Source organism: Arthrobacter sp. B0316-5-4, from assembly GCF_059090325.1.
Window position 1 is genome coordinate 312395 of the sequence record NZ_JBNHFN010000003.1, and the last position, 26838, is coordinate 339232.

Consider the following 26838-nt stretch of genomic DNA (forward strand, 5'->3'; position numbering starts at 1 on the left):
TCAGGTGTGGCGTGGGTCATAGAAGCAGGTTAGTTGAGTTTGAACATGCGTTCAAGACTTGCTTATGAACAAATGTTCAAGAATAATGCGGGGCCTTTTTTGGTCCCACCGGGCGTGTGAAAATGCGCGTGAGGGCACGGAAAACCGCGGCGGGGGTGCGGACACCCTCCACCGTGGTTTTCGCCCGACTTTCACCCCTGCTTAGGCAAGGGACAGGCTGAAGTCCGCCTCCGTCGTCGTGGTTTCCTCCGTCCTGCCGGCCCGAATGAGGTCTGCGCATCGCTCGCCAATCATCATGACCGTGATGTTGGGATTCACGGTGACGTGTTCGGGCATGACGGAGGCGTCGGCCACCCGCAGCCCGGTGACGCCCTTGACGCGGAGCTCGGGATCCAGTGGTGACATATCGTCGCCCACCGGACCCATGCGGACCGTTCCCACAGGGTGGTAGACGGTGTTGTGGGTCTTGCGGATGTAATCCTGCAGTTCCTCGTCGGTCTGGGCCTCGATACCAGGGGAAAGCTCCCGCCCGGTCCATTCGGACATGGCTGGCTGGGCGGCGATTTCCCGGGCCTTGCGGATGCCGGCGACCATGACCCGCATGTCATGCCCCTCAGGATCGGTGAAGTAGCGGGGATCCACCATGGGCTTGTCGCGGAAGTCCCGGCTACGCAAGCGGACGGTCCCGCGGGAACGGGCGTGGGTGACGTTGGGAGTGAGGCTGAAGCCGTTTTCGGTGGTGGGGTAGCCGTACCGCAGGGTGTTCATGTCGAAGGGCACGGAGCCGTAGTGCATCATCAGGTCCGGGCGGTCCAGGCCCTCCTCCGTGGGGGTGAAGATGCCGATCTCCCACCACTGCGTGGAAGTCTGCACCATGGGCTGCTTGGCCTCGAACTGCACGACGCCTTCGGGATGGTCCTGGAGGTGTTCGCCCACCCCGGGAGAATCCGCGATGACCTCGATGCCGTGTGAGAGCAGGTGCTCAGCCGGGCCGATGCCGGAGAGCATGAGGAGCTTGGGGGAATCGATCGCGCCAGTAGACAGGATGACCTCGCGATGCGCGTTCAGTCTGTGCGTCCGGCCGAACGCCGAGTCGACGACGTCGACGCCGGTGCAGCGCTTGTCAGCGTCGAACACCAGCTGGCGGGCCCGCAGGCCGGTCAGCAGCGTGAAGTTCCCACGCTCCATAATGGGGTGGATATAGGACACCGAGCTGGAGGAGCGGGTCCCGTCCGCGCGGCGGTTGATCTGGAAGAAGTTGGCGCCGTTGATGACGGTGGTTCCGTCATTGAACTTTGCGCGGGGAATGCCGGCTTGCTCGCAGGCATCCAGGAGTGCAACGCCGGCGGGGTCCGCCGGGGGCACGTTCATCAGGTGCACCGGTCCTGAGTCACCGTGGTGGGGAGCCCCCGGTCCGGCGTCCTCGTTGGTTTCCAGCCGCTGGTACAAGGGCCAGGCGGCGGCAGCGTTCCAGCCGGTGGCGCCGTACTTCGACTCCCACTCGTCCAGGTCCTCGCGGGGAGCCCAGAAAGCGATGCAGGAATTATGGCTGGAGCAGCCACCCATGACCTTGGCCCGGGCGTGGCGCATGAAGGAGTTGCCGTTCTCCTGGGGTTCCACCGGGTAGTCCCAGTCGTACCCTGACTCCAGCAGTTCCATCCAGCGGTCAAGCTGCAGGATCTCCGGAATTCCGCGGTCATCCGGGCCGGCTTCCACCAGCGCCACCGTGACGGCAGGGTCTTCGCTTAGCCTGGCGGCGACGGCAGCTCCGGCAGATCCGCCGCCAATGACGACGTAGTCGAACCCGCGTTCTTCGAGGCTCTCAATGTTGTCGATGTGCATCTAGTTCTCCTTGCCGTGGTCAGCAAACCAGCCGGTCACCTGCGGGCTGGTGTTCTGGTAGATGTGCTTGGCTTCCTGGTATTCGGCAAGCCCGGTGGGACCGAGCTCGCGGCCCACGCCGGACTGGCCGAAGCCGCCCCATTCGGCCTGCGGAAGGTAGGGGTGGTAATCGTTGATCCAGACCGTGCCGTGACGCAAACGGCCCGCTACCCGCTGGGCCTTGCCGGCGTCCTGGGTCCAGACGGCCCCGGCCAACCCGTAGATGGTGTCGTTGGCAGTGGCTACTGCTTCGTCTTCCGTGCGGAAGGTCTCCACCGTCACTACCGGGCCGAAGGCTTCGTCGACCACTACCGACATTCCCCGCTGGACGCGGTCCAGGATGGTGGGCTGGTAGTAGAACCCGGCGTCGAACTTCTCACCTTCAGGTGCCGCGCCACCGCACCGCAACCGCGCGCCCTCCGCCACGCCGCGCTGGACGTAGGCGTCCACCTTCTCGCGGTGTGCCGCGGAAATCAGCGGCCCGGTTTCGGCGGACTCGTCGAAAGGACCACCGAGGCGGATGTTGTTGGCCTTGCGGACCAGTTCGTCGACGAATCGCTCGGCGATGGATTCCTCCACCACCAGGCGCGCCCCGGCGGAGCAAACCTGTCCTGAGTGGACGAAGGCGCCGTTGAGCGCATTGTCGACGGCGGCGTCGAAGTCAGCGTCCGCAAACACGACGTTGGGGTTCTTGCCGCCGAGCTCCAGCGCCACCTTTTTGACGGTGCCGGCTGCGGCTGCTGCGATACGCTTGCCGGTCTCCAGGCCGCCCGTGAAGGAAACCAGGTCAATGTCGGGGTGCTCCGTAAGTGGCACGCCTGCCTTCGCACCGGGGCCGGTCACCAGGTTGGCGACGCCGTCCGGCAGGCCGAGGTCCTTCAGTAGCTGCATGGCAAGGATTGCGGTGGATGGGGTCAGCTCGGCGGGCTTCAGGACGAAGGTGCATCCAGCCGCCAGCGCGGGCGCGATCTTCCACGCTGCCTGCAGCAGCGGGTAGTTCCACGGCGTGATCAAGCCGCAAACGCCAACGGGTTCGTACACAATCCGGCTGACGACGTCGGGATTTCCGGCGTCCACTACACGGCCCGGCTGCTGGCCGGCGAGCCTTCCAAAGTATTCAAAGCAGGCAGCGATGTCGTCCATATCAATCCGGCTTTCGACAATGCGCTTGCCGGTGTCCAGGGATTCGGCGCGCGCGAACTTCTCCCGGCGCTCGCGAAGTTCAGCGGCGACCTTGAGCAGGAACGCGCCCCTGTCGGGAGCGGGGACCGAGGACCAAACTCCGGAATCGAACGCAGCGCGGGCTGCAGAGATGGCGCGCTCGGCATCTTCGCGTCCAGCTTCGGACACCGTGGCGACCAGTTCGCCGTCGGCCGGGTTGCGGATTTCGCGGACCGCGCCGGATGCTGCCGGCTGCCATGAGCCGTTGATGAAAAGAGTGGAGGCGGAATCGGAAAATGTGGCTTGGGTCATACGAAGCAGATTAGTGCACTTTGAACATCTGTTCAAGGAAAATTATGAACAGATGTTCAAAGTGACCCACCCATCCGTGCTCCCGGCCGCTACGAACCATTGACATGAAAAAGCTCGGAGACCGCACCAGAGGTACCCAAACCATGGCAGCGCTGGCAGGCGTGGTGTCGGCCGCCGTCGTGCTGGCCGTCGCCGAGCTGGTCGGCGCATTTTTCACCGCCAGGGCAACACCCTTGTTCGCACTGGGTTCGACGTTCATCGACTTCACGCCGCCGCCGCTGAAAGACTTTGCCATTGCCACGTTCGGCACCAACGACAAGGCTGCGCTGTTCGTGGGCATGGGCGTCACCATCGCCTTGCTGGCTTGCGTTTTGGGCATAGTGGCCTACCGGAAGTGGGCGCTGGGTGCCTTGGGCGTGCTCTTCATGGGCGCAGTGATCGTGGCTTGCGTCCTGACCCGTGCGGGTGTGGGCCCCGTCGACGCTATCCCTTCGGTCATCGGAACCATTGCCGGCCTCATCGTCCTTCGCCGCCTGATGGTGCCGTTGTGGGGATTGAAGTCGTGGCCTGAGGCTCCCGCCGATGTAGCAGCCGACGCCGACGCCCAGGTTGGCGGCGCCGGCGCCAGCCGCCGTCGTTTCTTTGCCGCCGCTGGGGTCACCGCTGTGGCCGCTGGAATAGCGGCGACCGGTGGACGGCTGCTGAGCGCAGCGCGCAACAACGTGGCCCAAGCCCGGGATGCCCTGCGGCTGCCGACACCTGCCAGGGCCGCTGCCCCGGTGCCGGCCGGCGTCCAGTCCCCCGTTTCGGGAGTCTTTCCCTGGTTGACCCCGAACAACGAGTTCTACCGGATTGATACTGCCTTGAGCGTCCCGGAAATCAACGTCAAGGATTGGGAGCTGCGGGTGCACGGAATGGTTGAACAGGAGGTCACCCTCACGTTCCAGGACCTGCTCGACGCCGATCTGATCGAATCGCACGTCACCCTCACCTGCGTATCCAACCCTGTGGGCGGAAAGCTTGCCGGCAACGCCAAGTGGCTGGGCTTCCCCATCCGCGAAGTCCTGAAAAGGGCCAAGCCCAAGGAGGGGGCGGACATGGTGCTCTCGAGGTCCATTGACGGCTTCAGCGCCTCCACCCCGCTGGAAGTGCTGCAGGATGACCGAGATGCCATGCTGGCAATTGGAATGAACGGGGAGCCGCTTCCGGTGGAACACGGATACCCGGTCCGGATGGTGGTTCCGGGGCTGTACGGGTTTGTCTCCGCCACTAAATGGGTGGTGGAGCTGGAAGTCACCCGCTTCGCGGACAGCAAGGCTTACTGGACCGAACGCGGCTGGTCAGAGCGTGGGCCCATCAAGACCATGGCACGTGTGGACGTCCCGAAGTCCTTCGCGAAGTTCCCGGCGGGGAAGGTCGCCGTCGGTGGCACCGCATGGGCCCAGACACGCGGCATCACCAAAGTGGAAGTCCAAATCGATGACGGCGAGTGGGTGGAGGCAAACCTGTCCACCGAAGCTTCCACCATTACGTGGCGCCAGTGGTCCTACGAATGGGACGCCACGCCCGGCATTCACTACGTCAAGGCCAGGGCCACAGACGGCACCGGCGAAATCCAGACGGAGAAGCGTGCCGATCCGGTGCCCGACGGAGCCTCGGGTTGGCCGTCGGTGATGGTGACGGTTGAGTAGTCCGCCACACCCTGGCTACTGCTCGTCGCCCCAGCGTGCAAGCGCGGCTATCGCCTCGCTCAAGGCGAGTCCGCGATCGGTCAGTGCATAGGCCCGGGTGTTGTGCCGGAGGGGCAAGCGGGACAGTACGCCCGCGGTCTCGAGTTCGCGCAAGCGGGTCGCGAGCATGTTGGTCGGCACTCCGAGGTCGCGCTGCAGATCGCCGTAACGCTGTGGCCCGTCAAGCAGCCGCTCCACGATGAGCAGGGCCCACCGCGATCCGACAATGTCGAGGGCCGCGGCGAGGTTGCTCACGCGGTCGGATCGGCGTCCGGCTTCATCCAAAACGGCGAGTAGTGATAACCGTCGGGGTCGTCGAACTGGCGCTGGTACATGAAGGGGTAGTCGTCGGTGTCACCGATCCGCCCGCCGGCGGCGCCGGCCCGTTCGGTGAGCTCGTCGACTGCCTCGCGGCTGCCGAGGTCGAACGAGACCGTGACTTTCGAGGGGGTGTCGGGTCCGCCGACCAACTCCTCGGCGCCGCCTACGCTTGCGTACATCTCGCGGCTACCGAGCATGACGTACTGCTCGGGCGCGATTTCGAAGCATGACACGTTGTGATCGGACATCTTGGTGTTGAGGGTCCAGCCGAGGGCTGTATAGAAGGTAGTCGCGCGTTCGACGCTCTCGACCGGGCAGGTTATGAAGAGGCTCATGCGGTCCATACTTGCAAAATGCAAGTATGGCGTCAACCCCCTGCCGGGTGTCACCCGGTAGGCTCTGGCGTGTGATTGCTCAAGTCCAGGGAGAAGGCCTTCCACTCGTCGTTATCCATGGATTCGGCGTCGATCATCGAATCATGCTGCCGTTGGAGGGCGCCCTCCATGAGACCGGATGGCAGCGAATCTATATCGACCTACCGTGGGCTGCGGGTGATGGTGATGCTGACACAAATGTCGCCAGCGCAAACGACGTCGCACAGGGGGCTCTGGACGATATCCATGAGCATTTAGGGGAGCGGCCTTTCGCGGTGATCGGCAACTCCTTCGGAGGCATGATTGCCCGGCACGTTGCCCATGTGCTTCGAGATCGGGTTCTTGGCCTGGCCACCCTCGCGGGCGTATTCGAGCCGATACATCAGGCTCGAAGCCTTCCCCGCAGGCACGTTGTCCGGGAGGACCCCTCGGTCCTGGCTTTGGCCGGGCAAATGAGGGACGAGTACGAGGAAATGACCGTCGTCCAGAGCGAAGCCACGCTCGAGGCATTCGCCCGATATGCCCTTCCCGGTATACGCGGAGCGAATCAAACTATTCTCGAACGGGTGTCATCGGCGTACGGGCTATCGGTCGAACCCGAGATTGCCCACCCGGCTCCATTCGAGGCACCCTCACTGCACCTTTTCGGGCGACAGGACCACGTAACGGGCTATGAGGACGGGTGGAAACTCCGCGACCACTACGTCCGCGGTACCTACGCCGTGCTCGACGCCGCAGGCCATAACGCTCACCTCGAACGTCCGGATCTCACTGCCGCGCTAGTAAGGGACTGGCTCGCCCGGACCATGGCGTCTGTCCTGTAGGGATATCTGCAAAGAGGCATAAGTGCGACTCAAAAGGGGACCCGCTTCGTCAGCCGAGGTTGTCGTGTTGCGGGGGCGCGAATGCAATCTCTTCCGTGCGCGCAATTCCCCTCTCGATGGCTGCTTTGTCTATGCCCAGCAGGGTGGTCAGCCACATGCCGTTTTGCACAACGACGATGTCGGCTGCCCGATCCTTGCATTCCTCAGGGGAGAGCCCGGGAACGGCGTTGCCGATCAGGGCCGCGAGCCCTTGAAGGTATCTGTCAAAGGCCGCGGCGTTGATCTGCGCAAAGTCCTCATTTGCTTGGGCGAGGGCCCACAGGTGAAGGCGAAGTGACAGATATGGCGTCGTCAGGAGTTTGGGGTCGGCGACCCGCCGAAGCGACTCCCGGAGTTGCTCGTCCGGGGTTGACGTGGGTGCCGGCTCTACCAGCAGGAGATCGTGCTCTTCAATCTGGTGGAGCACCGCGCTGATCAGGCTCGATTTGTCTTCGTAGTAGTAGTTCACAAGTCCCAGGGCGACACCGGCTTCACGCGCCACAGCACGCATGTTTATGCCCGAAATGCCGTGGCGGGACAGTAGTTCCAGGGCCGCTTCGAGGATGCGCGTCTGTCTGTCAGCCTGTTCGCCGGATTTAACGGTGCTTGTACCCATTCGGCCAGACTATTGCCAAACCGGAATCGGCGCATCCCGGTCGCCTAGAGGTTCTTCTCCGCGTAGAACCGCAGTGCATCCCGAACGAATGACGCTCCTGTCTCCCCGCCATAATTCGCGGCAAAACGGGGGTCCGCGACATACATTTCGCCGAGTCCCGTGACGTAACCTTTGACGTCTCCGCCGGGTACCGCCGTCGGGGTTCCCGGTATGCCGTGCAGCCACTCAAGGTGACGTCGGGCGAGGTCCTGCGCCTCAGCGCTCTCGGGCGAAACCCCGGATTCGGCTGCAGCAATCCAGTCGGCGCCCAGCTTCTGCAGGCGATCTTTCCACTGCTGCTTCTCGTCGGTGCTCATGCCTCGCCACCACGAATCACTGGCGGCGTACGCATCTTTACCCCAACGCTCCTCCACCTCGTCCTTGTACTGAGTGTGGTCGAAGCCATCAAACATGTCCTGTGCCATGTACTTTCCATCCCCTTTCAATGTGTCGATTGTTTGCCGGACGGAGGCGATCTGCCGGGTCAGCCGGTCCTGCTCGCTGGCGAGCCATTCCAGATGCCCACTCAACGCTTTGACGGTGTCCGTCTCGCGATTGAGCACTTCGGCGATAGCCGGCAGGCCGAGGCCCAGCTCCCGGAGCAGGAGGATGCGCTGGAGCTGAACCAGCGCCGGACCGTCATAATAGCGATAGCCGTTATGGCCGGTCCGGCTTGGTTTCAGTAGCCCGATGTCGTCGTAATGACGCAACGCGCGGCTGGTGGTTCCTGCCATTTTGGCGATTTCCTGGATTGACCAGTCCATCCGTCCCCCGTCCTGTGCTTGTACTTCGACAGTAGAGGTTGACGCTACGTCAAGGTCAAGGGGGTGGAGTCAGCCATTAGTCGGCCAGGATGAGGTAGAGCGCCCGGCGGGTCTCGTCCAGTTTTTCAATGGCGGCCTGGCGCTGTTCGTCAGTGGCTGCGGCCCGGAACTGGTGAATCACGCCCATGAGCTTTCCGACGCTCTGGTGGAACGCAGGCCCGGTGCCGTCTGCCTCGGTATTCCAGGCATTGGCCAGCTCTTCTTCATGCTCGGCGATGTAGGCCTTGCCGTCATCAGTGAGTGTGAACTCGGTGCGGCGGCCTTCGCCGACAGCCACGATCAGCTCTTCATCGACCAGTTGCTGCAGCGTCGGGTAAACCGAACCCGGGCTCGGGCGCCAGGCTCCGGAGGTCTTCTCGGCGATCGTCTTGATCAGGCCATAGCCATTTGAAGGTGCCTCGGCCAACAGCGAGAGAATCGCAGCGCGGACATCGCCGCGGTTGGCTCGGCGTGCACCTCCGGGGCCGAAACCCCTGGGACCGAAGCCGGGTCCGAAGCCCCCGGGCCCAAACCCGCCGGGGCCGAAGCCCGGACCAAATCCGCCTCCGCCGTGACCACCCGGGCCGCGACGCCCTTTGCCTCGATTGAAGCGGCCCCGGCCGTGTTCATGTTCGGGGTGACCGTGGCCGTGATCAGGGAATTCATTGTTGTGTTCGTTGATGCCTTTCATAGCAGCATCGTCCTTTCGGTTGTTGTTACGCCGAAGGAGTATCGGCGATAGTTAACGATATATCGGTAACTATCGTGACGTCAAGGGTTTGTGAGTGAGCGTTCGGGGGAAGCGGGTGGGATGTGAGAGGGGGTGCTTAAAGCACGACGGCGGGTGCGGACTTCCGTAAGGAAGCCGGCACCCGCCGTCGTGGTTCAGGCAGTTAGGAAAGCGGTGTGACGTATGCCCCCGAGATGCCGCCGTCCACCAGGAAGGTGGAGGCCGTGATGAACGAAGCATCGTCGCTGGCCAGGAAAGCCACTGCTGCGGCAAGTTCCTCGGGCTCGGCGAAGCGTCCCAACGGCACGTGGACCAAGCGGCGGGCCGCCTTCTCCGGATCTTTCGCGAAGAGTTCCTTCAACAGGGGAGTGTTGACTGGTCCCGGGCAGAGAGCGTTGATGCGGATGCCCTGACGCGCGAATTCCACGCCAAGTTCACGGCTCATGGAAAGCACGCCACCCTTGGAAGCGCTGTACGAAATCTGGGACGTCGCAGCCCCCATGACCGCCACGAACGAGGCCGTGTTGATGATGGAGCCCTTGCCCTGCTCCTGCATGTAAGGGATGGCGTACTTGCAGCAGTAATAGACGGAGGTCAGGTTCACTTCCTGGACCCTGCGCCAAGCGTCGATGCCGGTGTCAAGGATGGACGCGTCATCGGCGGGGGAGATGCCTGCGTTGTTGAAGGCGATATCGACGCTGCCGTAGGTCTCTTTCGTCTGCGCGTAAAGATTGCGGACTTCTTCCTCGCTGGTGACATCAACCTTCACGAACAAGCCCCCTACCTCGCTCGCGGCGGCAATGCCGGAGGTTGGTTCGATGTCCGCAATCACCACGTTGGCGCCCTCTGCGGCCATCCGGCGTGCTGTGGCCAAGCCGATGCCGCTGGCACCTCCGGTGATGACTGCGCTGCGGCCTGCGAGACGGTTCGAAACTACAGATTGCATGGTGCTCCTTAGTAACAGTTGGAAAGACTAAGCGGACTGGGTGGAGATGAAGACGTTCTTGACTTCGGTGAACGCGTCCAGGGCGTCGGGGCCGAGTTCGCGGCCAAGACCTGATTGTTTGAACCCGCCGAAAGGTGTGGAATAACGGACGGACGAATGCGAATTGACGGACAGGTTGCCGGACTCGACGCCGCGTGCCACTCGAAGCGCGCGATCCACCTTCGACGTCCAAATCGATCCGGACAGGCCGTATTCAGTGTTGTTGGCGATCCTGATGGCGTCAGCTTCGTCGTCGAACGGCACGACGGCGACTACCGGACCAAAGATTTCGTCCGTGAAGGACGGTGCATCCAGCTCCGGCGTCAGAACGGTGGGCGGGAACCAGAAACCAGGGCCTTCAGGCGCCTTCCCGCGGAAGGCGACCGGTGCGCCGTCGGGCACGAAGCCGGACACCGTACCCAACTGCTGGGCGGAGATGAGCGGCCCCATGGAGGTGGCCGGATCAGCGGGATCGCCTACGCGCATCCCCAGGACCTCGGGTTCCAGCAGTTCAAGGAAGCGATCGTAGACGGTCCGTTGGACCAGGATCCGGGAACGGGCGCAGCAGTCCTGGCCGGCGTTGTCGAAAGCCCCGCCCGGGGCGGCTGCTGCCGCCAGTTCAAGGTCGGCGTCGTCGAAAACGATATTGGCACTCTTGCCGCCTAGCTCCAGCGTCACCCGCTTCACTTGGTCCGCGCAGCCTGCCATGATCTGCTTGCCAACCCCGGTGGAGCCAGTGAAAACCACCTTGCGCACGGCTGGGTGGGTGACGAAGCGCTGCCCCACCACGGAGCCCTTGCCGGGGAGGACCTGGAAGACGCCTTCAGGAATACCCGCTTCAAGGGCCAGTTCGCCCAGGCGGATCGCGGTCAACGGCGTAACTTCCGCCGGCTTGAGCACTACGGTGTTGCCCGCTGCCAGGGCGGGAGCGAAGCCCCACCCGGCAATCGGCATCGGGAAGTTCCACGGGACAATCACGCCCACCACGCCCAAGGGCTCGTGGAACGTCATGTTGACGCCGCCGGCTACGGGGATCTGCCGACCGAAGTGCCGTTCCGGGGCTGCGGCGTAGTAATTGAGGACATCCCGGACGTTTCCCGCTTCCCAGCGTGCGTTGCCGATGGTGTGCCCGGCGTTGCGGACTTCCAGCTGGGCGAGGTTCTCCAGGTCATGGTCGACGGCGGCCGCGAACCTGCGCAGGAGCAACGCGCGGTCGGCGGGGGCAACCGCCCGCCAGGATTCGTAGGCGGCAGCCGCCTTCGCAATGGCTGCATCTGTTTCGGCCAACCCTGCCAGGGGCACGGTCTGGATGACTTCTTCGGTGGCCGGATTGATCACGTCAAAGACTGATGAGGTCATGCTGGGGACATCGCTTTCATTGTTGCGGTGTGGTCGGCTCGGTAATTGGCGGCTGCCTCCACGAAACCCTGGAAAAGCCGGAGATCGCCGGGGTTCTGTTCCGGGTGGAACTGGACGCCCAGCACCCAGCCGCCGTCGGTGGTTTCAACGGCCTGCACCATGCCGTCGCCGGACCGTGCCGTCACGTGCAGTGCGTTGGAAACAGAGTCCAGGGCCTGGTGGTGGTAGCAAGGCGACGTCGCTGAGTCACCCAGGAGATCGTGGATGATGCTGCCCTGCTTCGTCGTGAAATTGGCTTCCCCGAAAACGCCGGGGGCCGGTTGGCAGTTGGCGTCCGGATTGACGTCTGGAATGTGCTGGATCAGCGTTCCGCCCAGCACGACGTTCAGGAGCTGGGCGCCCCGGCAGATGGCGAACAGCGGCAGGCCGCGCTCCAGCGCTCCCTTCAGGAGCTGGCTGTCGTGGTGATCCCGCAGTGGTTGTGGCCGGGTAGTTGGATGCGGGTCCTGCCCGTAGAGGGAAGGATCGACGTCGGGTCCGCCCACCACGATCAGTCCGTCCACCAGGTCCAGCAGTGAAGGGTCGGTTCCCAGAGGGGGGAGCAGAAGCGGTGTAGCTCCGGCGGCGACGACTGCCTCCACGTACGTCGCCGGGAGGATGGCCGCCGTCGTGTTCCAAACACCCCAGAAGGCTTCCTGAAGGTAACTGGTGACCGCGATCCTGGGCCGGTACGTTTCTTTAGAGTCGTTCAAAGCCACGGGTCCGCTCCCAGTCGGTGATGGCGCTGTCATAGGCGGTGAGTTCCACGGTGGCGGCATGGACGTAGTGGTCCACGACGTCGTCGCCGAATGCCTTCCGTGCGATGCTGCTTTCGGCGAGGAGGTCGCGGGCGTCCCGCAGCGTTGTGGGCAGGCGCTCGGCGTCGGATTCGTATGCGTTGCCCTTGGTGATGGGAGGCAGCGGAACGTCGTTTTCGATGCCGTGGATTACCGCGGCAATCATCGCCGCAACGGCGAGGTAGGGGTTCACGTCACCACCACCGATCCTGTTTTCGGTGCGGAGGCCCTTGCCGTGTCCCACTACGCGCAGTGCGCAGCTGCGGTTGTCGAGTCCCCAGGCAACAGCCGTCGGCGCGAAGCTGCCTTCCACGTACCTCTTATAGGAGTTGATGTTCGGTGCCAGGAAATACGTCAGTTCACGCAGCGCCGTCAACTGTCCTGCCACGAAACGTTCCATGACGGGGCTGAAGCCGTGTTCGCCGTCGCCCGCCAGGACCGGATTCCCGTCCAGGTCGGTGAGGCTGAAGTGGATGTGGCAGGAGTTGCCTTCGCGTTCGTTGAACTTGGACATGAACGTGATGCTCTTGCCGTGCTGGTCCGCGATCTCCTTGGCGCCGTTCTTGTAGAACGTGTGCTTATCGCAGGCGGCCAGGGCCTGGTCGAAGCGGAAGGTGATCTCCTGCTGCCCCAGGTTGCACTCGCCCTTGGACGACTCCACAACCAGGCCGGCGGCCTCCATGTTGTTGCGGATGGAGCGGATCACAGGCTCCAGGCGGGCCGTAGCCAGAAGCGAGTAGTCCACGTTGTACTGGGTGGCCGGAGTGAGGCCGCTGTAGTTCTTCTCCCAGGCCTGGGCGTAGGAGTCGTCGAACATGATGAACTCCAACTCGGTCCCGGCGCAGGCCCGATAACCGAGCTTTTCGAGCCGTTCAATCTGCGCCTTCAGGATCTGGCGAGGTGAAGCGACAACCGGCGTACCGTCCGTCCACAGGACATCGCACTGCACCATCGCAGTGCCTTCCAGCCAAGGGACCCGACGCAGCGTGGAAACGTCAGGCATCATCACCATGTCTCCGTAGCCGGTCTCCCAGGAGGACATGGCGTACCCGTCAACAGTTGTCATATCAACGTCGACTGCCAGGAGGTAGTTGCAGCCTTCCGCCCCATGCCCCAGGACGTCCTCAAGGAACGAGCGTGCTCCGCAGCGCTTGCCCTGCAGCCGGCCGAGGGCATCGGTGATGGCGACGACGACTGTGTCTATCTCGCCGCTGCTTACGAGTTCCCGCAGTTGCTCGACGGTGAGCTGCTGGTCCGGGAATTGTTCTTTGTTTTGGTCGTTCATGGTGTCTCCGCAGTTCGTGTGTTGGACATTGATACTTGGCGCGGCTGTTACTTCAGCTCGGCTTCGGCCATGGCAAGTTGGGCGAACTCTTCTTCGGGTGCGCCCGCCACGATCCGGTGTCGGCTGTAAAGCCAGAAGTAGAGAAGGGCGGCGGCGAAAATGGCTGCCGTGATGGAGGCGGCAAAGACGTCGACGACGAACGTCGCCACGACTGCCACGGCGGAAAGAACCAGGGCGATCGACGTCGTGACGGTGCCGCCCGGTGTCCTGTAGCCGCGCTCAAGGTGGGGTTCCTTCTTGCGCAGGACGATGTGCGAGAGGTTGAGAAGTACGTAGGAAACCGTGGCTCCGAAGACTGCGATGTTGATCAGGAGGGCGCCATCGTGGGTGATCGCCGCCAACAGGAACCCGATGGTGCCGGGAACAATGAGGGCCCAATAGGGGGTCCGGCGGGAGCCTGTCAGGGAGAGCCAGCGGGGCAGGTAGCCCGCACGCGAGAGAGCAAACAACTGACGGGAGTAGGCGTAGATGATCGAGAAGAAGCTTGCCACCAAACCGGCCAACCCGGCGTAGTTGATGAAGTCGGCCAGGAAAGTGTTTCCGCCGTAGGCGATCCGCAGGGCCTCGGGGAGGGGATTGTCGGAACCGCTCATCGCCTGGGATCCTGCAGCGCCTGGGACGAGGACCAACATCAGTGCTCCGAAGACCACCAGGATGATCACTGCCACAATGATGCCGCGTGGCATGTCCCGCTTCGGGTTTGAGGTCTCCTCGGCTGCCAGGGGGACCCCTTCCACCGCAAGGAAGAACCAGATTCCGTACACCAGGGCGGCCAGGATCCCGCTAACTCCCATGGGGAGGAAAGCGCTGGAGCCCGCTGATCCATCCGGCACGATGTCGAAGAGTTTGGCAGGATCGAACTTGGGCAGGAGGCCAATCACTGCCGCCACCAAGGCGACGGCTGCCACGGCCGTGATGCCGAACATGATTTTCAATGCCTCACCGACGCCGCGGATATGGATTCCGATGAAAATGACGTAGGTGACAAGGTAGACCGGCCAGGAGTTCGTCAGGCCGAAGAGGCCCAAGGCTTCGACGTAGCCTCCTATGAAAGTAGCGATCGCTGCCGGGGCCACTGCGTACTCGATCAGCACAGCCATTCCGGTGGCGAAACCGCCCAGGGGCCCAAGGGCGCGGCGGGCGAAGGCATAGCCGGCACCCGCAGTTGGCAGCGTTGAGGAGAGTTCGGCAAGGCCAAAGACCATGCACGTATACATGACCGCCATAAGGACGAAGGCGATCAGCAAACCACCCCATCCTCCTTGGGCGAGTCCCAGGTTCCAGCCCGCGAAATCGCCGGAGATGACGTAGGCCACGCCCAAGCCAGCGAGCAGGACCCAGCCAGCCGCCCCTCGTTTGAGGCGCCGATGCTGCAAATACTCGTCCTCGCCACCGGACGGTTGTTCCACTGTTTCCATGCGTGTTCCTTACGTTTGAGGAATGCTTGTGGGAAAGTAATTGGGAGGATCTTCAAATCCTAAAGGACTGTTTTTAGTCCATTGCGTGCTTCATAGTCTGGACTGTGATGTGGCGCACGTCAACACTTTCCCGCAAAAGTGCCCCAAAAACGCCCTTTAGCCACACCAGTGGTCTCCGTAACAACCTTTGGATGGGGGCGTGGGTAGCATGAAGGCAGCAGCGTCGCCCTGGGGTGACGCGCTTTCCGGTGAAAGGAGATGCCGTGCCTGACCAAGCCTTTGGCCCGTCGTTCTCTATGCTGCGCCCCGTCCGGGGCGGCAACGCGTTCGAGGAAACCATCGAACACATCCTGCAAACCATCAAGCTGGGCATTTTTGCCCCGGCCGAAAAACTCCCGCCGGAGCGTGAACTTGCCGAGCAGCTAGGGGTTTCCCGGGCAACCCTGCGTGATGCCTTGGGCGAATTGCAGAGCGCGGGCTATCTCGAAGTGCAGCGGGGCAGGTATGGGGGAACCTACGTCTCCACGGACACTGTGCAGTCAAAGCCCGACGAAAGACCGCTGGACCCCGCCGAGGTTGAAGACGTCCTTTTGTTCCGCTCCATCATCGAACCTGCCGCCGCAGGATTGGCGGCAAAGGCGGATCTCTCAGCAGCGGCAAGAAGGCATTTGCAGCTTTGCTTGTCCGAGGTCTGCGCTTCGCCGGCAGCAGGCTATCGCCCCCGCGACTCGCGCTTCCATATCGCCATCGCCGAGATGTGCGGATCGGCGAGCCTTATTTCGGCCGTGGCGGAAACCCGGGCCCGGCTCAATGACTTGCTGGACCGGATTCCGCTGCTGGGAACAAACCTTGAGCACGCCAACCGCCAGCACACGGAGATCGCCGATGCCATCCTTCGCGGGGATGCACCTGCGGCCGAGCGGGCTGCCTTGGAACACCTGGAAGGCACAGCCTCGCTCCTGCGCGGGTTCCTCGCCTGAGTTTCTTTGCAACCGTCAGGACTTGGATGGCTCGCCGGCGTCGAACTCGTTGGTCTTGCATGCCAGGTACAACGCCAGGTACGCCACGGCTGTTCGTGCGGTCCAGCCTTGGAGTTGCTCAATCCTCTCGAGCCGATGAATAAGCGTGTTTCGATGGATATGAAGGCGGCGCGCAGCACCCACCAGGGAAAAGCCGCTTTCGCACCAGGCAATCACGGTGCTGCGCACGGTGCTCCAATCGCCCCCGGACACAAGTGGTGCGGCCACGGCTGCTGTGTAGCGCTGCCTGGCCCTGAGGCCGATGCCTGAAAGCAACTGTTCCATACGCACCTCGTCGATGGTGGTGACGCTTCGGCGGGTGATCCGGCGACCCAGATGCAGCGCATCAGCTGCGTCTTCGTAAGCGGTGCGCATTTGGGTGGGTCCGGCCCCTTCGGTTCCGATGCCAATTTCGACGTCGGCGCCTAAGTGTGCGCGGAACTGCTCGACGCAATGACCGGCTTGGGACAGGATTCCTGCCATTCCATCCGGCGTTGGGTGCGCGAAAACGACGTAACGATTTGCGCTGATGGAGGCAGCGATTGTCTGTCGGTGCTGAAAGCTTTCACGAAGCAGTACCAATGCGCGTGGTAGCCACTCCGTGGTGGTGGAAGGAGCGGGCGTGCGGCCGGGAAGGTGGACAACCACTGCGATCCGTCGGGCAGAGAGGTCCACCCCTTGGTCGTTGCCTTGGTCCAGCAGGGTTGAATCGTCCGTCAACTGCGGATCGAAGGCAAGAATGCTGCGTACAAGGTCCTCCAGCTCGCGCTCGCGCTGCAAAGAGGACCGGAGTAGCGAAGCTTGGTGAAGCAGGATTTCCGTCTGGCGTTCCACCATCAAACCAAAGCGCGTGACTTGGGCCGGAGCGCCCGTAATTCCGACCGTGCCCACCGCTTGGCCATTGAGCAGGATAGGCAGCGTTACCCCGGGCTTGACCCCCTCCAACGCTCGGGCTTGGGCGGCAGAATGGGTGGCCGATAAGCGCGTGCGGATCACTTCCAAAGACGCTTCGTGGAAGCTGCCAACGCGGCTCGTATCGCCGCTGCCGATCACCGTGCCGTGGGCATCGGTGATAAGGATGTTGAACCCTACGATTTCGCTGGTGTCCCCTGCGATTTGCTGGGCAAGTGCCGGAGTTAAAGGTCCTGCTCCGGTGCGGATGGTAATCACGGCCATGGGGATCACTTTCAGTTCTTTCGTACAACAAGCAAGCGTGGAATGGCTAAGAACATGGATGAATAGTCCAATGACTTTCGTCACACCCAAGCCTACGGTTGTTACTAAGCGGCGCAAAGCCGAAACAGCAGAGGCGTTCTGCATCAGCATTGAACCCATTGAAAGGCGACCACCATGTTTCGTCGCATTCCTAAACCAATTCGTACATCCGTCGTCGCTGTCCTCGGCGCCGTGACGTTGACACTGACAGCCTGTGGCGGCAACGGCGTCGCCAGTAATGCGGACGGTCTTGACACCATTGAAGCGGGCAAGCTCAAAGTAGCCATCCAGCCCTATATGCCGTACACGGCTATGAAGGACGGCCAGATGGTAGGCCTGGATGCCGAGATCCTTCAGGCTGCAGCGAAGAAGCTGAACCTGACCGTCGAACCCCAGGTTACCGATTTCAACGGCATGCTTGGTGGGGTACAAAGCCGTCGCGTCGACATCTCCATCGGAGGTATTGCCTGGACCAAAGAACGCGCGAAAGCCGGACTGTTCACCGATCCGCCGTACTACTCCCCGCCCGCGATGGCAGTCCAGGGCGACAAGGACGTCAAGACCCTCGCGGACCTCCGCGGGAAGAACCTGGGTACCGTCACTGGCTACGTTTGGGTGAAGTCCATCAAGGCCGTGCAGGATGCCAAACTCAGCTCGTTCCCTGACGCGAATGGCCTGTTCGCAGACGTCGGCTCGGGACGGGTGGACGTGGGGTTCGTGGATCCCCTGTTGATCTCCTACACCCAGGCCCAGCGTCCGGATTTGGGAATCCAGACCAAGTACCTGACCCCGCCTACGGATGAGGAAGTGCAGAAATCCCCTGATCTGGCCTACTTCCAGCCGTACATGACCAGCTTCTACGTACCAAAGGAAGAACCGAAGCTGGAGAAGGCAATCTCCAGCGTCATCCGGGAAATGTATGCCAACGGGGAACTTGCCGGCCTGATCACCAAGTACGGCGGCGACCCTGACCAGTACCTCAAGCCCTCGCCGTCGATGGCCGCGGACCGACAAGCTACTGACCGCCCGGCCGACTGGACCGCCCCTTCGAAGTGAAGGGGTCCAGGCGATCATCCCCAACGGACAGGATTAATCATGAACCCCGCACCCGGCATGTTTCAGGTTCCATGGCAGGAGTACCTGCCGGCACTCGCCGATGGTCTGCTGAGGTCCCTTGGCTACACAGCGGCTGGCTTTGCCGGCGCAGTGGTGATTGGACTCGGCGTCGCGCTCCTGCGCATCAGTTCCCGTCGGCTGCTGCGGCTACCCGCTGCCGTGTACACGGAACTGTTCAAGAACATCCCTTTGCTGGCCATCATATTCATTACGTACTTCGGCTTGGCTTCCATTGGCATCCGTCTCGATGCCTTCCAAGCAGGCACCCTCAGCCTGGTGATCTTCTACGGAGCGTACCTTTCGGAGATTTTCCGGGCTGCCCTCCTCGGTGTTCACCCGGGACAACGGGAAGCAGGCCAAGCCCTTGGCCTCGGGCCGACAGTGACTTTCACCGGCATCATCTTCCCGCAGGCACTCCGCCTCGCCCTGCCCGGAACCGGCACCATGTTGGTGGACCTTTTGAAGTCCACCTCCCTGCTTGTGGTGATTTCGGCGGCGGAACTTATGTCCCAGGCGCAATTGATCGCGAGCGAAACGTTCCGCGCCCTTGAGGTCTATATCGTCATTTCCGCCATCTACTTTGTGGTCTGCTACCCGCTCTCGCAATTGGTCCTCAGGCTCGAACGCCGCGTTCAGGCGGGCGCCCCCTTATCCCTCCGCCGACACCGCAGATTGGCCCAAGCACGCGCCCTCTTGGCAGCAGCGGAAACCACGTCATACTCGGAGGTAAAGCCATGACGATCGGAAGAATTGAAACCAAAGGTCAAACGGTGAACAACGCCCGTCCGGTGGTCGAAATCAAGTCCCTGGTGAAGTCCTTCTCCGGCCGCACCGTCCTGGACAACGTGGACTTCACCGTCAAGCCGGGGAACATTGTCAGCATCATCGGCCGAAGCGGCGGTGGCAAGACCACCTTGATGCGTTGCATTAACCTCCTTGAACAACCCGATTCAGGCACCATAGCGCTGCAAGGTGAGCCCGTGTTCGCGGGGAGGAAGACCGTCTGCAAGGATCTGGCCAAGCTGAGGCAGCGGGTTGGGATGGTCTTCCAGCGCTTCTACCTCTTTCCCCACCTGACAGCCGTGGAGAATGTCATGTTGGCCCAGATGAAGGGGCTTAAGATCCCTGAGAAGAAGGCCCTTCACACGGCCTTGGAGTTGCTCGCCGAAGTGGGGTTGTCGCACCGGGCCCTGGCATTTCCGGAACAGATGTCAGGAGGCGAACAGCAAAGGGTTGCGATTGCACGGGCCCTCGCACTGGGTCCCAGCCTCCTGTTGTTCGACGAGCCGACATCCGCGCTCGACCCCGAATCCACCCGGGACGTGCTGGCCGTCATGCGCCGCCTGGCACAGGCCGGCATGACCATGGTGATCGTCACGCACGAAGTGCCCTTTGCCAGGGAAATCTCCGACCAAATCGTCTTCATAGATGGTGGCCACATCATCGAACAAGGCCCTCCGTCCGAGGTCATCGACAAACCGCGCGAAGAACGCACCAAGGCGTTCCTCCGCTCCTACAACTCGGACAGCTGAGTTTCCCCCACCACCAGCGGCATCCATTCGGCGCAGTGTCTCCTTGTCACATCACGCTCATACCTGCCCAATTTCCTTGAGAGAGAACCATGACTCCAATTCAAAGCCCCGGCCGGACCGTTGACGTTGACGGCATCACAACCCAGGATTCGCCATATCCATCGGCCACGCGGGCAGGAGATACCGTCTACGTATCCGGCCAGGTTTCGTTTGGCAGCGACGGGTCGGTGGTAGGTGAAGGCGACATCGAGGCTCAGACGCAGTGTTCCTTGGAAAGGCTAGGCACTGTTCTCTCAACCTACGGCGCCACCCTGCGCGATGTGGTTTCCTGCACGGTCTATCTTCGTGACGCCGGACTCGCGGAGGCATTCAACAAAACCTGGGTCTCTGTCTTCGGCGAACATCGACCGTCCAGGGCCACGGTTGTTGCCCAATTACTGGACCCGCGGCTCCTTGTGGAAGTGCAGGCAATCGCCTGTCTGCCACTGAGCGGACCTGACCGGGCGGGGGCATGGAAATGAGACTCCTGATTGTCGGTGCTGGGATCATCGGGGTCACCACGGCCTACGAGTTGGCTCGACGGGGACACGACGTTGAAGTAGTGGACAGGGAGGCCGCTGAAACACTCGCCACCAGCGACGCTACGGCGGGCTTGATCGCGCCCGGGCACTCCTTCGCGTGGGCCTCGCCGTCCGCGCCCAAGGAATTGCTGAAATCCATCTTCAGTGCAGATACTTCCATTCGGGTAAAGCCCCGCCTCGATGCCGAGCTTGTATCTTGGGGCCTGAAGTTCCTGCGTGAGTGCACTGGCCCGCGGGCGCATCGGAACACGTTGGCAAAGCTACGCCTCGCCCAGCGGAGCCAACAGCTCTTCAACGCGATGATCGCAGGAAACGGCATGGACTTCCGGCCTTCAAACGGCGGCGTCCTCTATCTCTATCGGGATGCGGATGCCTTGGAGCGGGCGGTGGCACACGGCAGCATTATGCGGGAGAACGGCCAGGCCCAGCGGATCGTGTCCCGGGAGGAACTGCTGCAGCTCGAACCCGCGCTGGCCAAGAGCCACGTCAACTTTATCGGAGCTGTCCATGACGAAACTGATGCAACGGGAAATCCCGCCAAATTTGCCGCGGAAGTCCGAAAGCTCTGCGAGGAGTTGGGGGTGCGCTTCACCTTCGACACTGCCGTTGAGGGCATCAGATCAGGCAGTTCACGGTCCGCTGCTCCTCGTGTGACAGCACTCAGGAGCAGTCAAGGTGAGCTTGTCGCTGACCGGTTCATTCTTGCAGGTGGCCCTGAGAGCGCACGCCTGGCCAGAACCGCCGGTGTCCGCCTCCCGGTGTATCCGGCGAAGGGCTACAGCCTAACCGCTCCCATCAATGAAGGAGCTCTCGCTCCCGGCTTAGGCGGCATTGACGAGAGGTCCTTGGTGGCATGGTCAAGGTTTGGGGATCATTTGAGGATGTCCGCTACGGCAGAGTTCGCCGGTTACTCGCAGCAGTATGCCCAGAAGGACTTTGCAAACATCCTCAAAGCAGGCAAGGAACTCTTCCCAGGGGTGCTGGACCTCAGCAGGGCTACCTACAAAGTGGGACTTCGCCCCATGACTCCGGACGGACCGCCCATCATTGGCCGCGCAGGCGAAAGCAATCTCTACATCAACACGGGCCACGGGCACCTTGGCTGGACCATGGCCTGCGGGTCAGCAGAGATGCTGGCGGACCTGATCGACGGCAAACCTACGGCGCTCGCGGCCGCGCCTTACGCCGTTGGCCGGTAGCTCAGGCTATTTCCACCACGTGTCGAAGATCGTCACCGGAACCGTGCGCTTGTGGCGCGTGCGGAGGTACTTCTGTTCCAGCAGTTCGGCGACGTCATCGGGGACGTTGCGGCCCTCAAGGTAGTCGTCGATTTGGTCATAGGTGATGCCGAGCTCGTCCTCGTCGGTGCGGCCCGGCTTGTCGTCGAGGAGGTCGGCCGTGGGAACTTTTTCCCACACGCGGGAAGGGGCCCCGAGTTCGGCCAGGAGAGCACGGTTCTGTCGCTTGTTCAGGCCGAACAGCGGGAGGATGTCCGCGCCGCCGTCGCCGAATTTCGTGAAGAAGCCGGTGACGGACTCGGCGCCGTGGTCCGTGCCGATCACCAGGTAGTTGTGCTCGCCAGCCAACGCATACTGCGCGATCATGCGGGCGCGGGCCTTGGTATTGCCCTTGTGGAAGTCGGAGATGGGTGCACCCGTGGTCTTTTCGAACTCTTCCTCGAAGCCATCCACGGCCTGGGAGATGTTGTAGGTCCACTCGGTCTTGGCCTTGATGAAATCCAAGGCTGCCTGCGCGTCGTCTTCATCATGCTGGATGCCATAGGGGAGGCGGACCGCGACGAAGTTCGCGTCCACGCCCTCGGCTTCCAGTTCCTCCACGGCCAATTGGGCGAGGCGGCCGGCAAGCGAAGAGTCGATGCCCCCGGAGATACCTAAAACGAACCCTTTGGTGCCGGTGGCTTTCACGTAATCCTTCAGGAAAGCGACCCGCTTGCGGATCTCCTCCGCAGGATCGATCCGGGGCTGGACGCCCATTTCCTCAATGATCTTGGCCTGGAGTTCGCGCATGTGTTCCACACTAGTCAGCCCGGTCACAAAGGCTCAACCATATTGCGCCGTGATTCGGTCTATTTGGAGGGCGCCGGGCCAGTAGAGCCGCGGACGGTGAGGTGGGTGGGCATGACGGCCAAACGTCGGCTGGATCCTGCGTGGAGGGGGTCCAGCTGTGCAAGCAGCATGGAGACGGCCACCCGTCCGGCCTGTTCAATGGGTGAGGCCATGGTGGTCAAGGGTGGGTTGCAGAAGTCGGCGCCAAAAATATCGTCGCAACCCACAATGCTCATGTCTTCAGGAACCCGGATTCCGCGCTCGCGAAGCCGCTGGAGCATGCCTATGGCCAGAAGGTCGTTGAACACGATGCAGGCGGTGGCGCCTGTGCGGGCAGCGGCGTCGGCGGCTGCTGCTCCGGACGTTGTCTTAGGTGTGAAGGGGCCCACGCGGGACGTTGTGATTCCGCGCTCGCGGCTTTCGTCCTCGAAGGTCTTCCAGCGTTTGGCGTTAGACCAGGAGGATGCCGGTCCGCCGACGTAGCAAATCCTGGAGTGGCCCAGTGACGTCAGGTGTTCCAGTGCCTGGACGACGGCGCCCGGAGTGTCGATGACCACGGTGGGCGCGTTGGCAGAGGAGCGGTTGATGGTGACGATTGCCTGGGAGGATGCTGCTTCCAGTATCTGGGCGTCAGTAAGGCGGGAGGCCGCGAGGATGAAGCCGTCCGCCGTGCGCTGCATCTTCTGGAGGGCATCGGCTTCCATTTCACCCGACTCTTCGGTGTCCACCAGCAGCTGGGTGTAGCCGGCTGCTTTGAGCTGGTTCTGGGTGCCTCGGATGATGTCGAAGTAGAACGGGTTGGTGACGTCGGGAACCAAGAGTGCGATCGCATTGGTCCGGCCGGAGCTAAGGCTGCGGGCTTGCGAGCTGGGGACGTAATTGAGTTCGGCGGCCACTTTCTCGATCCGTTCACGGGTGGCCCTGTTGACGCGGTCCGGGTTGGAAAGGGCCCTGGAGACGGTGGATGTGGCCACTCCTGCCAAGGCGGCAACATCCCGGATGGTGGGTGCGGATCCCCGTGCGTTTGTCTCAGCCATAGAAAGATTGCACCATCCCATGGCAACTTTTGGCAACCGCTTGCCGCTCTGTTGCCGGACTCGTAGACTCGACGCCGAAGCCCCTGTGACGTAGACCACGATCGGGCTGTGTAACCAAGGAGGAAACAATGAGGTTTGCACCATCTGCCAAACTTGCCGCCGTCGCTTTGACCGCAGCATTGGCACTGACAGCATGTGGGGGAAGCAGCAGCACCACATCGGGCAGCAGCTCCGGGGGAGCGGTCGACGGGGCGGGCAAGACACTGAATGTCCTGACCGGCGTCAACAACCAGTATCCGGAAGAACAGAAGAAGTGGCAGAGCGACATCGCCGCCAAGTTCAAGGCAAAGACCGGCGCTGAGGTGAAGTTCGAGACCTTCGCCTCAGCCAACGATGAACTGACCCGTATTCAAACCTCCGTTGTTTCCGGCCAAGGCCCGGATGTTTACACCTTGGGAACCACTTTCACGCCCACCGCCTACGCCACCAAAGCCTTCGTGACTCTTTCCGACGACGACTGGAAGAAGGTAGGCGGGAAGGACCGTTTCAACCCCGCAGCCCTGGGCATTTCGGGCCCCGACTCCGAGCACCAGGCAGGTATCCCGTTCGTCAGCCGTCCGTTCGTCATGGCTTACAACAAGGACATCCTGGCAGCCGCGGGCATTGATAAGCCCGCCACAACCTGGGATGAGCTCGCCGAGCAAGCCAAGAAGATGACCAACGCCGGTGCGGGAACCTACGGCCTGGCCACCGGGTACAAGGACAACTTTGATCCTTGGAAGTTCATTTGGGCCATGTCCGTGCAGGCAGGCAACCCCCTGGTGGACGGCGACAAACTGAAGATGGACGACCCCACAGTGAAGAAGGCCTACGAAACCTACTTCGGCTGGCTCACCAAGGACAAGGTGGTGGATCCGGCAGCGATCGGCTGGAGCAACAGCAACGCGGTAGCCGCCTTCGCGTCCGGCAAGGCGGGATACCTGATGATGACCACCTCCAGCTCCATCCCCACCCTGGATAAGTCAGCCATCGCCGGCAAGTACGCCTACTCCCTGATGCCCACCACGGCTCCGGGCGAATCTTCCCCCAAGGGCGACGGCGACAAGGCCGCCAGCATCCTCTCCGGCGACAACGTCGTGGTCGCGGACTACTCCCAGCAGAAGGACCTGGCATTCGCCTATGTCGAGCTGATTACTTCCAAGGACGAGCAGCTGAACTACCAGAAGATCTTCGGTGAGCTTCCCGCAAACGCCGAGGCGCTCGCCACCCTGACCGATCCGAAGCTGAAGCCGATCGCCGATGCTGCCGGCAAGTCGAAGGCAACCCCCTTCACCGGCGCCTGGGGCGACATCCAGTTGGGCCTCCTGAACGTGACCGTCCAGTCCATCCCGGACCTGGCCAAGGGATCCGTTGACGAGAGCGCCCTGGAATCACGGCTGAAGGACGCACAGTCCAAGGGCCAGGCTTCCCTCGACCGGGCTGCGAAGTCCTAGGCAGGGTCTCCCATGTCCACTGATTCCTTCAGGGAAATGAAACCCGTGTCCGGTCCGGCTGCCCGCGGGCAGCTGGCCCGGACCGGGGCGACAGAACCAGCGCTCGACGCCGGGGCCTCACCGGCCGCAGGCACAGGAGCCACCCAACCGGCGGGCGGTGGCCGGAAACCTGTCCGCCGCAAGGGCCTGAGCGAGCGAAACCGTCCTTTGTGGATGCTGATCCCCGGCGGCTTGTTGATGTTCGTCATCATCGTGGTGCCGTTGTTCCTGGGCATCTACATGTCGACGCTCAACCTCGACCAGTACTCGCTGCGCAAGTGGGTCAGTGCACCGTTCATTGGTGTCGGGAACTTTGTGGAGGCCCTGACTGATTCTCCGCTGCTCCACTCGGTGTGGTTGAGCGTCAGCTATTCGCTGATCGCCATGGTCGTGACCTTGCCGTTGGGCATCGCAGCGGCTGTTGCCACACAGAACGCCTTCAAGGGACGTGCACTGGTCCGCTCGATTTTCCTGATCCCGTACGTGCTGCCCTCCTTCGTGGTGGCGACCGTGTGGCGGACCATGTTCCAGCCGGACGGGGTCATCAACTCGGCGCTGGGTGTGTTCGGCGTGGACGGTGGACTGTGGCTTAACGGACCCCAAACGTACTGGACGCTGATCCTGGTCCAGATTTGGGCATCCTGGCCGTTCATCTACCTGCTGGCCCTTTCCGGCCTGCAAGCGGTGGACCACGAAGTCCACGAGGCCTCGGCCCTGGACGGCGCCCTGTGGTGGAACAAGCTGCGCTATGTGGTCTTCCCGTATCTCAAGGGCCCGCTGTCCTTGGCTTTCCTGATCGGCATGCTGCACCACATCAATAACTTCACGCTCCCGTTCGTGCTGTTCGGCGTACCGGCCCCCTCCGACGTCGAAGTGCTTCCGATCCTCACCTACGTCACCAGCTTCCAGAGCTTCCGCTTCGGCCTCAGCGCCGCAATGGCGTTCGTGTCCCTGGTGCTGATCGCCATTCCGCTGTTCATCTACCTTCGCGCCGTCAAGTTGGACGACGCCGAGACGCCGGGAGGCAAGAAGTGAGCGCATCAACCACCTCGGTCCGCGGTACGTCCCGCGGAGGCCCGGCCGGGATAACGTTCCGGCCCGGTTCAAAGCGGCAGCACGAAGTCACCCGTCTCTTGCCCGGCCCGATGCTGGCCATCATCCTCACGGTCCTTAGCGCGATCGTGCTGATCCCCGTGGCGTACATATTCCTGGCATCGGTGAACTCAGACATCGGCGTGGCCAACGGCGAGTTCTGGCCGTCCAGCTTCTCGCTGGAGAACTACACCAAGATCTGGTCCAGCGTCGGCCTGGCCAAAGGCCTGGGAAACAGTGTCCTGGTAGCCGGCGCCACCGCGGTGGTTTCGGCCGCCATGTCCGTATCCATCGCCTACGTCCTGGTCCGCTACCAGTTCCGCGGGCGGCTCACCTTTCTCCGCGGCCTCCTTGCACTTCAATCTGTCCCGGGTACCTTGATGGTCCTTCCCGTATTCGTGCTCTTCTCCTCGGCCGCCAGCTACCTGGGTGTTCAGGTGATCGGTACACAGTGGGGGCTCTTCATTACCTACCTGACATTCGCGATGCCCTTCTCCACTTGGGTGATGGTCACCTACCTGCGTGGACTGCCGCGGGAACTGGAAGAGGCAGCAAAGATCGACGGCGCCAGCAACGTCGGCGTCCTGGTGCGGATTATCCTGCCGCTCAGCTGGCCCGGAATCGTGGTCTCGGGAATCTTCGCTTTCCTGCTCGGCTGGAACGACGTCCTTTTTGCCTCGGTAATGACCCGCCCCGAAAGCCAGACGGCAGCGGTAGCTCTTCAGATCTTCGGCGCTTCACAGGAGGGCGGAGCAATTCCCCTGTACGGCCAAATGATGGCGGCCTCGCTGGTATGCGCGGCGCCCGTCGTGATTCTCTACCTGATTTTCCAACGTTACCTAGTGGGCGGCCTGACCGCCGGAGGAGTTAAGTAG

Annotated in this window: 26 protein-coding genes; 11 read left to right on the forward strand and 15 right to left on the reverse strand. The window is 62.4% G+C overall.

The window, feature by feature from the left end; all coding sequences use genetic code 11:
* Positions 1-201: 201 nt before the first annotated feature.
* Positions 202-1842: a GMC family oxidoreductase gene (locus AC5RU9_RS10010; protein WP_494016311.1), complete on the reverse strand. Its 1641-nt coding sequence runs from the start codon at positions 1840-1842 to the stop codon at positions 202-204.
* Complete coding sequence (locus AC5RU9_RS10015; protein ID WP_494016312.1) at positions 1843-3354, reverse strand: aldehyde dehydrogenase family protein; 1512 nt, start codon at positions 3352-3354, stop codon at positions 1843-1845.
* Positions 3355-3458: 104 nt separating this feature from the next.
* On the opposite strand from AC5RU9_RS10015, the gene AC5RU9_RS10020 reads away from it, so the two are divergent.
* Positions 3459-5045, forward strand: coding sequence for a molybdopterin-dependent oxidoreductase (locus AC5RU9_RS10020; protein WP_494016313.1), 1587 nt, complete (start codon positions 3459-3461; stop codon positions 5043-5045).
* Between the two features lie 15 nt (positions 5046-5060).
* Here the strand turns inward: AC5RU9_RS10020 and AC5RU9_RS10025 are convergent, their stop codons facing one another.
* Both AC5RU9_RS10025 and AC5RU9_RS10030 read right to left on the reverse strand, forming a co-directional pair.
* A complete protein-coding gene (locus AC5RU9_RS10025; protein WP_494016314.1) occupies positions 5061-5339 on the reverse strand; it encodes a winged helix-turn-helix transcriptional regulator in 279 nt (92 codons plus the stop codon).
* Positions 5336-5740, reverse strand: coding sequence for a VOC family protein (locus AC5RU9_RS10030; protein ID WP_211713821.1), 405 nt, complete (start codon positions 5738-5740; stop codon positions 5336-5338). The genes AC5RU9_RS10025 and AC5RU9_RS10030 overlap by 4 nt, the downstream gene beginning before the upstream one ends.
* A gap of 71 nt (positions 5741-5811) precedes the next feature.
* Between AC5RU9_RS10030 and AC5RU9_RS10035 the strand changes: the two genes are divergently transcribed.
* Positions 5812-6603: an alpha/beta fold hydrolase gene (locus AC5RU9_RS10035; protein ID WP_494016315.1), complete on the forward strand. Its 792-nt coding sequence runs from the start codon at positions 5812-5814 to the stop codon at positions 6601-6603.
* Between the two features lie 49 nt (positions 6604-6652).
* Here the strand turns inward: AC5RU9_RS10035 and AC5RU9_RS10040 are convergent, their stop codons facing one another.
* The 8 genes from AC5RU9_RS10040 to eat form a co-directional block, all read right to left on the reverse strand.
* Positions 6653-7258 (reverse strand): TetR/AcrR family transcriptional regulator, encoded by a 606-nt coding sequence (locus AC5RU9_RS10040; protein WP_494016316.1) that lies wholly within the window; start codon positions 7256-7258, stop codon positions 6653-6655.
* Positions 7259-7302: 44 nt separating this feature from the next.
* Positions 7303-8061, reverse strand: coding sequence for a MerR family transcriptional regulator (locus AC5RU9_RS10045; RefSeq protein ID WP_494016317.1), 759 nt, complete (start codon positions 8059-8061; stop codon positions 7303-7305).
* A 76-nt stretch (positions 8062-8137) separates the two neighbouring features.
* Entirely contained in the window at positions 8138-8791 is a 654-nt protein-coding gene (locus AC5RU9_RS10050; RefSeq protein ID WP_494016318.1) for a PadR family transcriptional regulator, read from the reverse strand.
* Between the two features lie 202 nt (positions 8792-8993).
* Positions 8994-9776, reverse strand: a complete 783-nt coding sequence (locus tag AC5RU9_RS10055; RefSeq protein ID WP_216922177.1) for a 3-oxoacyl-ACP reductase — start codon at positions 9774-9776, stop codon at positions 8994-8996.
* 27 nt (positions 9777-9803) lie between these two features.
* Positions 9804-11174, reverse strand: coding sequence for an aldehyde dehydrogenase family protein (locus AC5RU9_RS10060; protein ID WP_494016319.1), 1371 nt, complete (start codon positions 11172-11174; stop codon positions 9804-9806).
* The gene (locus tag AC5RU9_RS10065) at positions 11171-11932 is read right to left on the reverse strand and encodes a gamma-glutamyl-gamma-aminobutyrate hydrolase family protein (protein ID WP_494016320.1); all 762 of its coding nucleotides are present in this window, start codon (positions 11930-11932) and stop codon (positions 11171-11173) included. Before AC5RU9_RS10065 ends, AC5RU9_RS10060 begins: the two co-directional genes overlap by 4 nt.
* Positions 11913-13295: a glutamine synthetase family protein gene (locus AC5RU9_RS10070; RefSeq protein WP_494016321.1), complete on the reverse strand. Its 1383-nt coding sequence runs from the start codon at positions 13293-13295 to the stop codon at positions 11913-11915. The genes AC5RU9_RS10065 and AC5RU9_RS10070 overlap by 20 nt, the downstream gene beginning before the upstream one ends.
* A gap of 47 nt (positions 13296-13342) precedes the next feature.
* Positions 13343-14773 (reverse strand): ethanolamine permease, encoded by a 1431-nt coding sequence (gene eat, locus AC5RU9_RS10075; RefSeq protein ID WP_494016322.1) that lies wholly within the window; start codon positions 14771-14773, stop codon positions 13343-13345.
* A 263-nt stretch (positions 14774-15036) separates the two neighbouring features.
* Between eat and AC5RU9_RS10080 the strand changes: the two genes are divergently transcribed.
* Positions 15037-15753 carry a FadR/GntR family transcriptional regulator gene (locus AC5RU9_RS10080; protein ID WP_494016323.1) on the forward strand — a complete coding sequence of 239 codons (717 nt, stop codon included), beginning with the start codon at positions 15037-15039 and terminating at the stop codon, positions 15751-15753.
* Positions 15754-15768: 15 nt separating this feature from the next.
* Here the strand turns inward: AC5RU9_RS10080 and AC5RU9_RS10085 are convergent, their stop codons facing one another.
* Positions 15769-16968 (reverse strand): CdaR family transcriptional regulator, encoded by a 1200-nt coding sequence (locus tag AC5RU9_RS10085; RefSeq protein ID WP_494016324.1) that lies wholly within the window; start codon positions 16966-16968, stop codon positions 15769-15771.
* A 174-nt stretch (positions 16969-17142) separates the two neighbouring features.
* Here AC5RU9_RS10085 and AC5RU9_RS10090 point away from each other — a divergent pair, with 174 nt between their 5' ends.
* From AC5RU9_RS10090 to AC5RU9_RS10110, 5 genes are all read left to right on the forward strand, one after another.
* Positions 17143-18063 (forward strand): substrate-binding periplasmic protein, encoded by a 921-nt coding sequence (locus AC5RU9_RS10090; RefSeq protein WP_494016325.1) that lies wholly within the window; start codon positions 17143-17145, stop codon positions 18061-18063.
* 39 nt (positions 18064-18102) lie between these two features.
* Positions 18103-18861 (forward strand): amino acid ABC transporter permease, encoded by a 759-nt coding sequence (locus AC5RU9_RS10095; RefSeq protein ID WP_494016326.1) that lies wholly within the window; start codon positions 18103-18105, stop codon positions 18859-18861.
* Complete coding sequence (locus tag AC5RU9_RS10100; RefSeq protein ID WP_494016327.1) at positions 18858-19655, forward strand: amino acid ABC transporter ATP-binding protein; 798 nt, start codon at positions 18858-18860, stop codon at positions 19653-19655. Before AC5RU9_RS10095 ends, AC5RU9_RS10100 begins: the two co-directional genes overlap by 4 nt.
* An 89-nt stretch (positions 19656-19744) precedes the next feature.
* Positions 19745-20176, forward strand: a complete 432-nt coding sequence (locus AC5RU9_RS10105; RefSeq protein WP_494016328.1) for a RidA family protein — start codon at positions 19745-19747, stop codon at positions 20174-20176.
* Positions 20173-21435 (forward strand): D-amino acid dehydrogenase, encoded by a 1263-nt coding sequence (locus AC5RU9_RS10110; RefSeq protein WP_494016329.1) that lies wholly within the window; start codon positions 20173-20175, stop codon positions 21433-21435. Before AC5RU9_RS10105 ends, AC5RU9_RS10110 begins: the two co-directional genes overlap by 4 nt.
* Positions 21436-21441: 6 nt before the next feature.
* Here AC5RU9_RS10110 and nadE read toward each other — a convergent pair whose 3' ends face one another.
* A complete protein-coding gene (gene nadE, locus AC5RU9_RS10115) occupies positions 21442-22263 on the reverse strand; it encodes an NAD(+) synthase (RefSeq protein WP_211713816.1) in 822 nt (273 codons plus the stop codon).
* Positions 22264-22322: 59 nt separating this feature from the next.
* Entirely contained in the window at positions 22323-23339 is a 1017-nt protein-coding gene (locus AC5RU9_RS10120; RefSeq protein WP_211713815.1) for a LacI family DNA-binding transcriptional regulator, read from the reverse strand.
* 128 nt (positions 23340-23467) lie between these two features.
* Here AC5RU9_RS10120 and AC5RU9_RS10125 point away from each other — a divergent pair, with 128 nt between their 5' ends.
* From AC5RU9_RS10125 to AC5RU9_RS10135, 3 genes are read left to right on the forward strand one after another with little or no spacing between them, the layout of a single operon-like run.
* Positions 23468-24832, forward strand: a complete 1365-nt coding sequence (locus tag AC5RU9_RS10125) for an ABC transporter substrate-binding protein (protein WP_494016330.1) — start codon at positions 23468-23470, stop codon at positions 24830-24832.
* Between the two features lie 12 nt (positions 24833-24844).
* Positions 24845-25906: a carbohydrate ABC transporter permease gene (locus AC5RU9_RS10130; protein WP_494016331.1), complete on the forward strand. Its 1062-nt coding sequence runs from the start codon at positions 24845-24847 to the stop codon at positions 25904-25906.
* On the forward strand, positions 25903-26838 hold the full coding sequence (locus AC5RU9_RS10135) for a carbohydrate ABC transporter permease (protein ID WP_211713812.1): 936 nt from the start codon (positions 25903-25905) through the stop codon (positions 26836-26838). Before AC5RU9_RS10130 ends, AC5RU9_RS10135 begins: the two co-directional genes overlap by 4 nt.

Bases quoted from the DNA above. Each gene is read 5' to 3' on its own strand.
- AC5RU9_RS10090 (WP_494016325.1), top strand. From the start codon at position 17,143: ATGTTTCGTCGCATTCCTAAACCAATTCGTACATCCGTCGTCGCTGTC.
- AC5RU9_RS10040 (WP_494016316.1), bottom strand. From the start codon at position 7,258: ATGGGTACAAGCACCGTTAAATCCGGCGAACAGGCTGACAGACAGACG.
- AC5RU9_RS10070 (WP_494016321.1), bottom strand. From the start codon at position 13,295: ATGAACGACCAAAACAAAGAACAATTCCCGGACCAGCAGCTCACCGTC.
- AC5RU9_RS10095 (WP_494016326.1), top strand. From the start codon at position 18,103: ATGAACCCCGCACCCGGCATGTTTCAGGTTCCATGGCAGGAGTACCTG.
- AC5RU9_RS10020 (WP_494016313.1), top strand. From the start codon at position 3,459: ATGAAAAAGCTCGGAGACCGCACCAGAGGTACCCAAACCATGGCAGCG.
- AC5RU9_RS10055 (WP_216922177.1), bottom strand. From the start codon at position 9,776: ATGCAATCTGTAGTTTCGAACCGTCTCGCAGGCCGCAGCGCAGTCATC.
- AC5RU9_RS10050 (WP_494016318.1), bottom strand. From the start codon at position 8,791: ATGAAAGGCATCAACGAACACAACAATGAATTCCCTGATCACGGCCAC.
- AC5RU9_RS10120 (WP_211713815.1), bottom strand. From the start codon at position 23,339: ATGGCTGAGACAAACGCACGGGGATCCGCACCCACCATCCGGGATGTT.
- AC5RU9_RS10100 (WP_494016327.1), top strand. From the start codon at position 18,858: ATGACGATCGGAAGAATTGAAACCAAAGGTCAAACGGTGAACAACGCC.
- AC5RU9_RS10015 (WP_494016312.1), bottom strand. From the start codon at position 3,354: ATGACCCAAGCCACATTTTCCGATTCCGCCTCCACTCTTTTCATCAAC.
- eat (WP_494016322.1), bottom strand. From the start codon at position 14,773: ATGGAAACAGTGGAACAACCGTCCGGTGGCGAGGACGAGTATTTGCAG.
- nadE (WP_211713816.1), bottom strand. From the start codon at position 22,263: ATGCGCGAACTCCAGGCCAAGATCATTGAGGAAATGGGCGTCCAGCCC.
- AC5RU9_RS10130 (WP_494016331.1), top strand. From the start codon at position 24,845: ATGTCCACTGATTCCTTCAGGGAAATGAAACCCGTGTCCGGTCCGGCT.
- AC5RU9_RS10010 (WP_494016311.1), bottom strand. From the start codon at position 1,842: ATGCACATCGACAACATTGAGAGCCTCGAAGAACGCGGGTTCGACTAC.
- AC5RU9_RS10110 (WP_494016329.1), top strand. From the start codon at position 20,173: ATGAGACTCCTGATTGTCGGTGCTGGGATCATCGGGGTCACCACGGCC.
- AC5RU9_RS10030 (WP_211713821.1), bottom strand. From the start codon at position 5,740: ATGAGCCTCTTCATAACCTGCCCGGTCGAGAGCGTCGAACGCGCGACT.
- AC5RU9_RS10105 (WP_494016328.1), top strand. From the start codon at position 19,745: ATGACTCCAATTCAAAGCCCCGGCCGGACCGTTGACGTTGACGGCATC.
- AC5RU9_RS10045 (WP_494016317.1), bottom strand. From the start codon at position 8,061: ATGGACTGGTCAATCCAGGAAATCGCCAAAATGGCAGGAACCACCAGC.
- AC5RU9_RS10125 (WP_494016330.1), top strand. From the start codon at position 23,468: ATGAGGTTTGCACCATCTGCCAAACTTGCCGCCGTCGCTTTGACCGCA.
- AC5RU9_RS10085 (WP_494016324.1), bottom strand. From the start codon at position 16,968: ATGGCCGTGATTACCATCCGCACCGGAGCAGGACCTTTAACTCCGGCA.
- AC5RU9_RS10060 (WP_494016319.1), bottom strand. From the start codon at position 11,174: ATGACCTCATCAGTCTTTGACGTGATCAATCCGGCCACCGAAGAAGTC.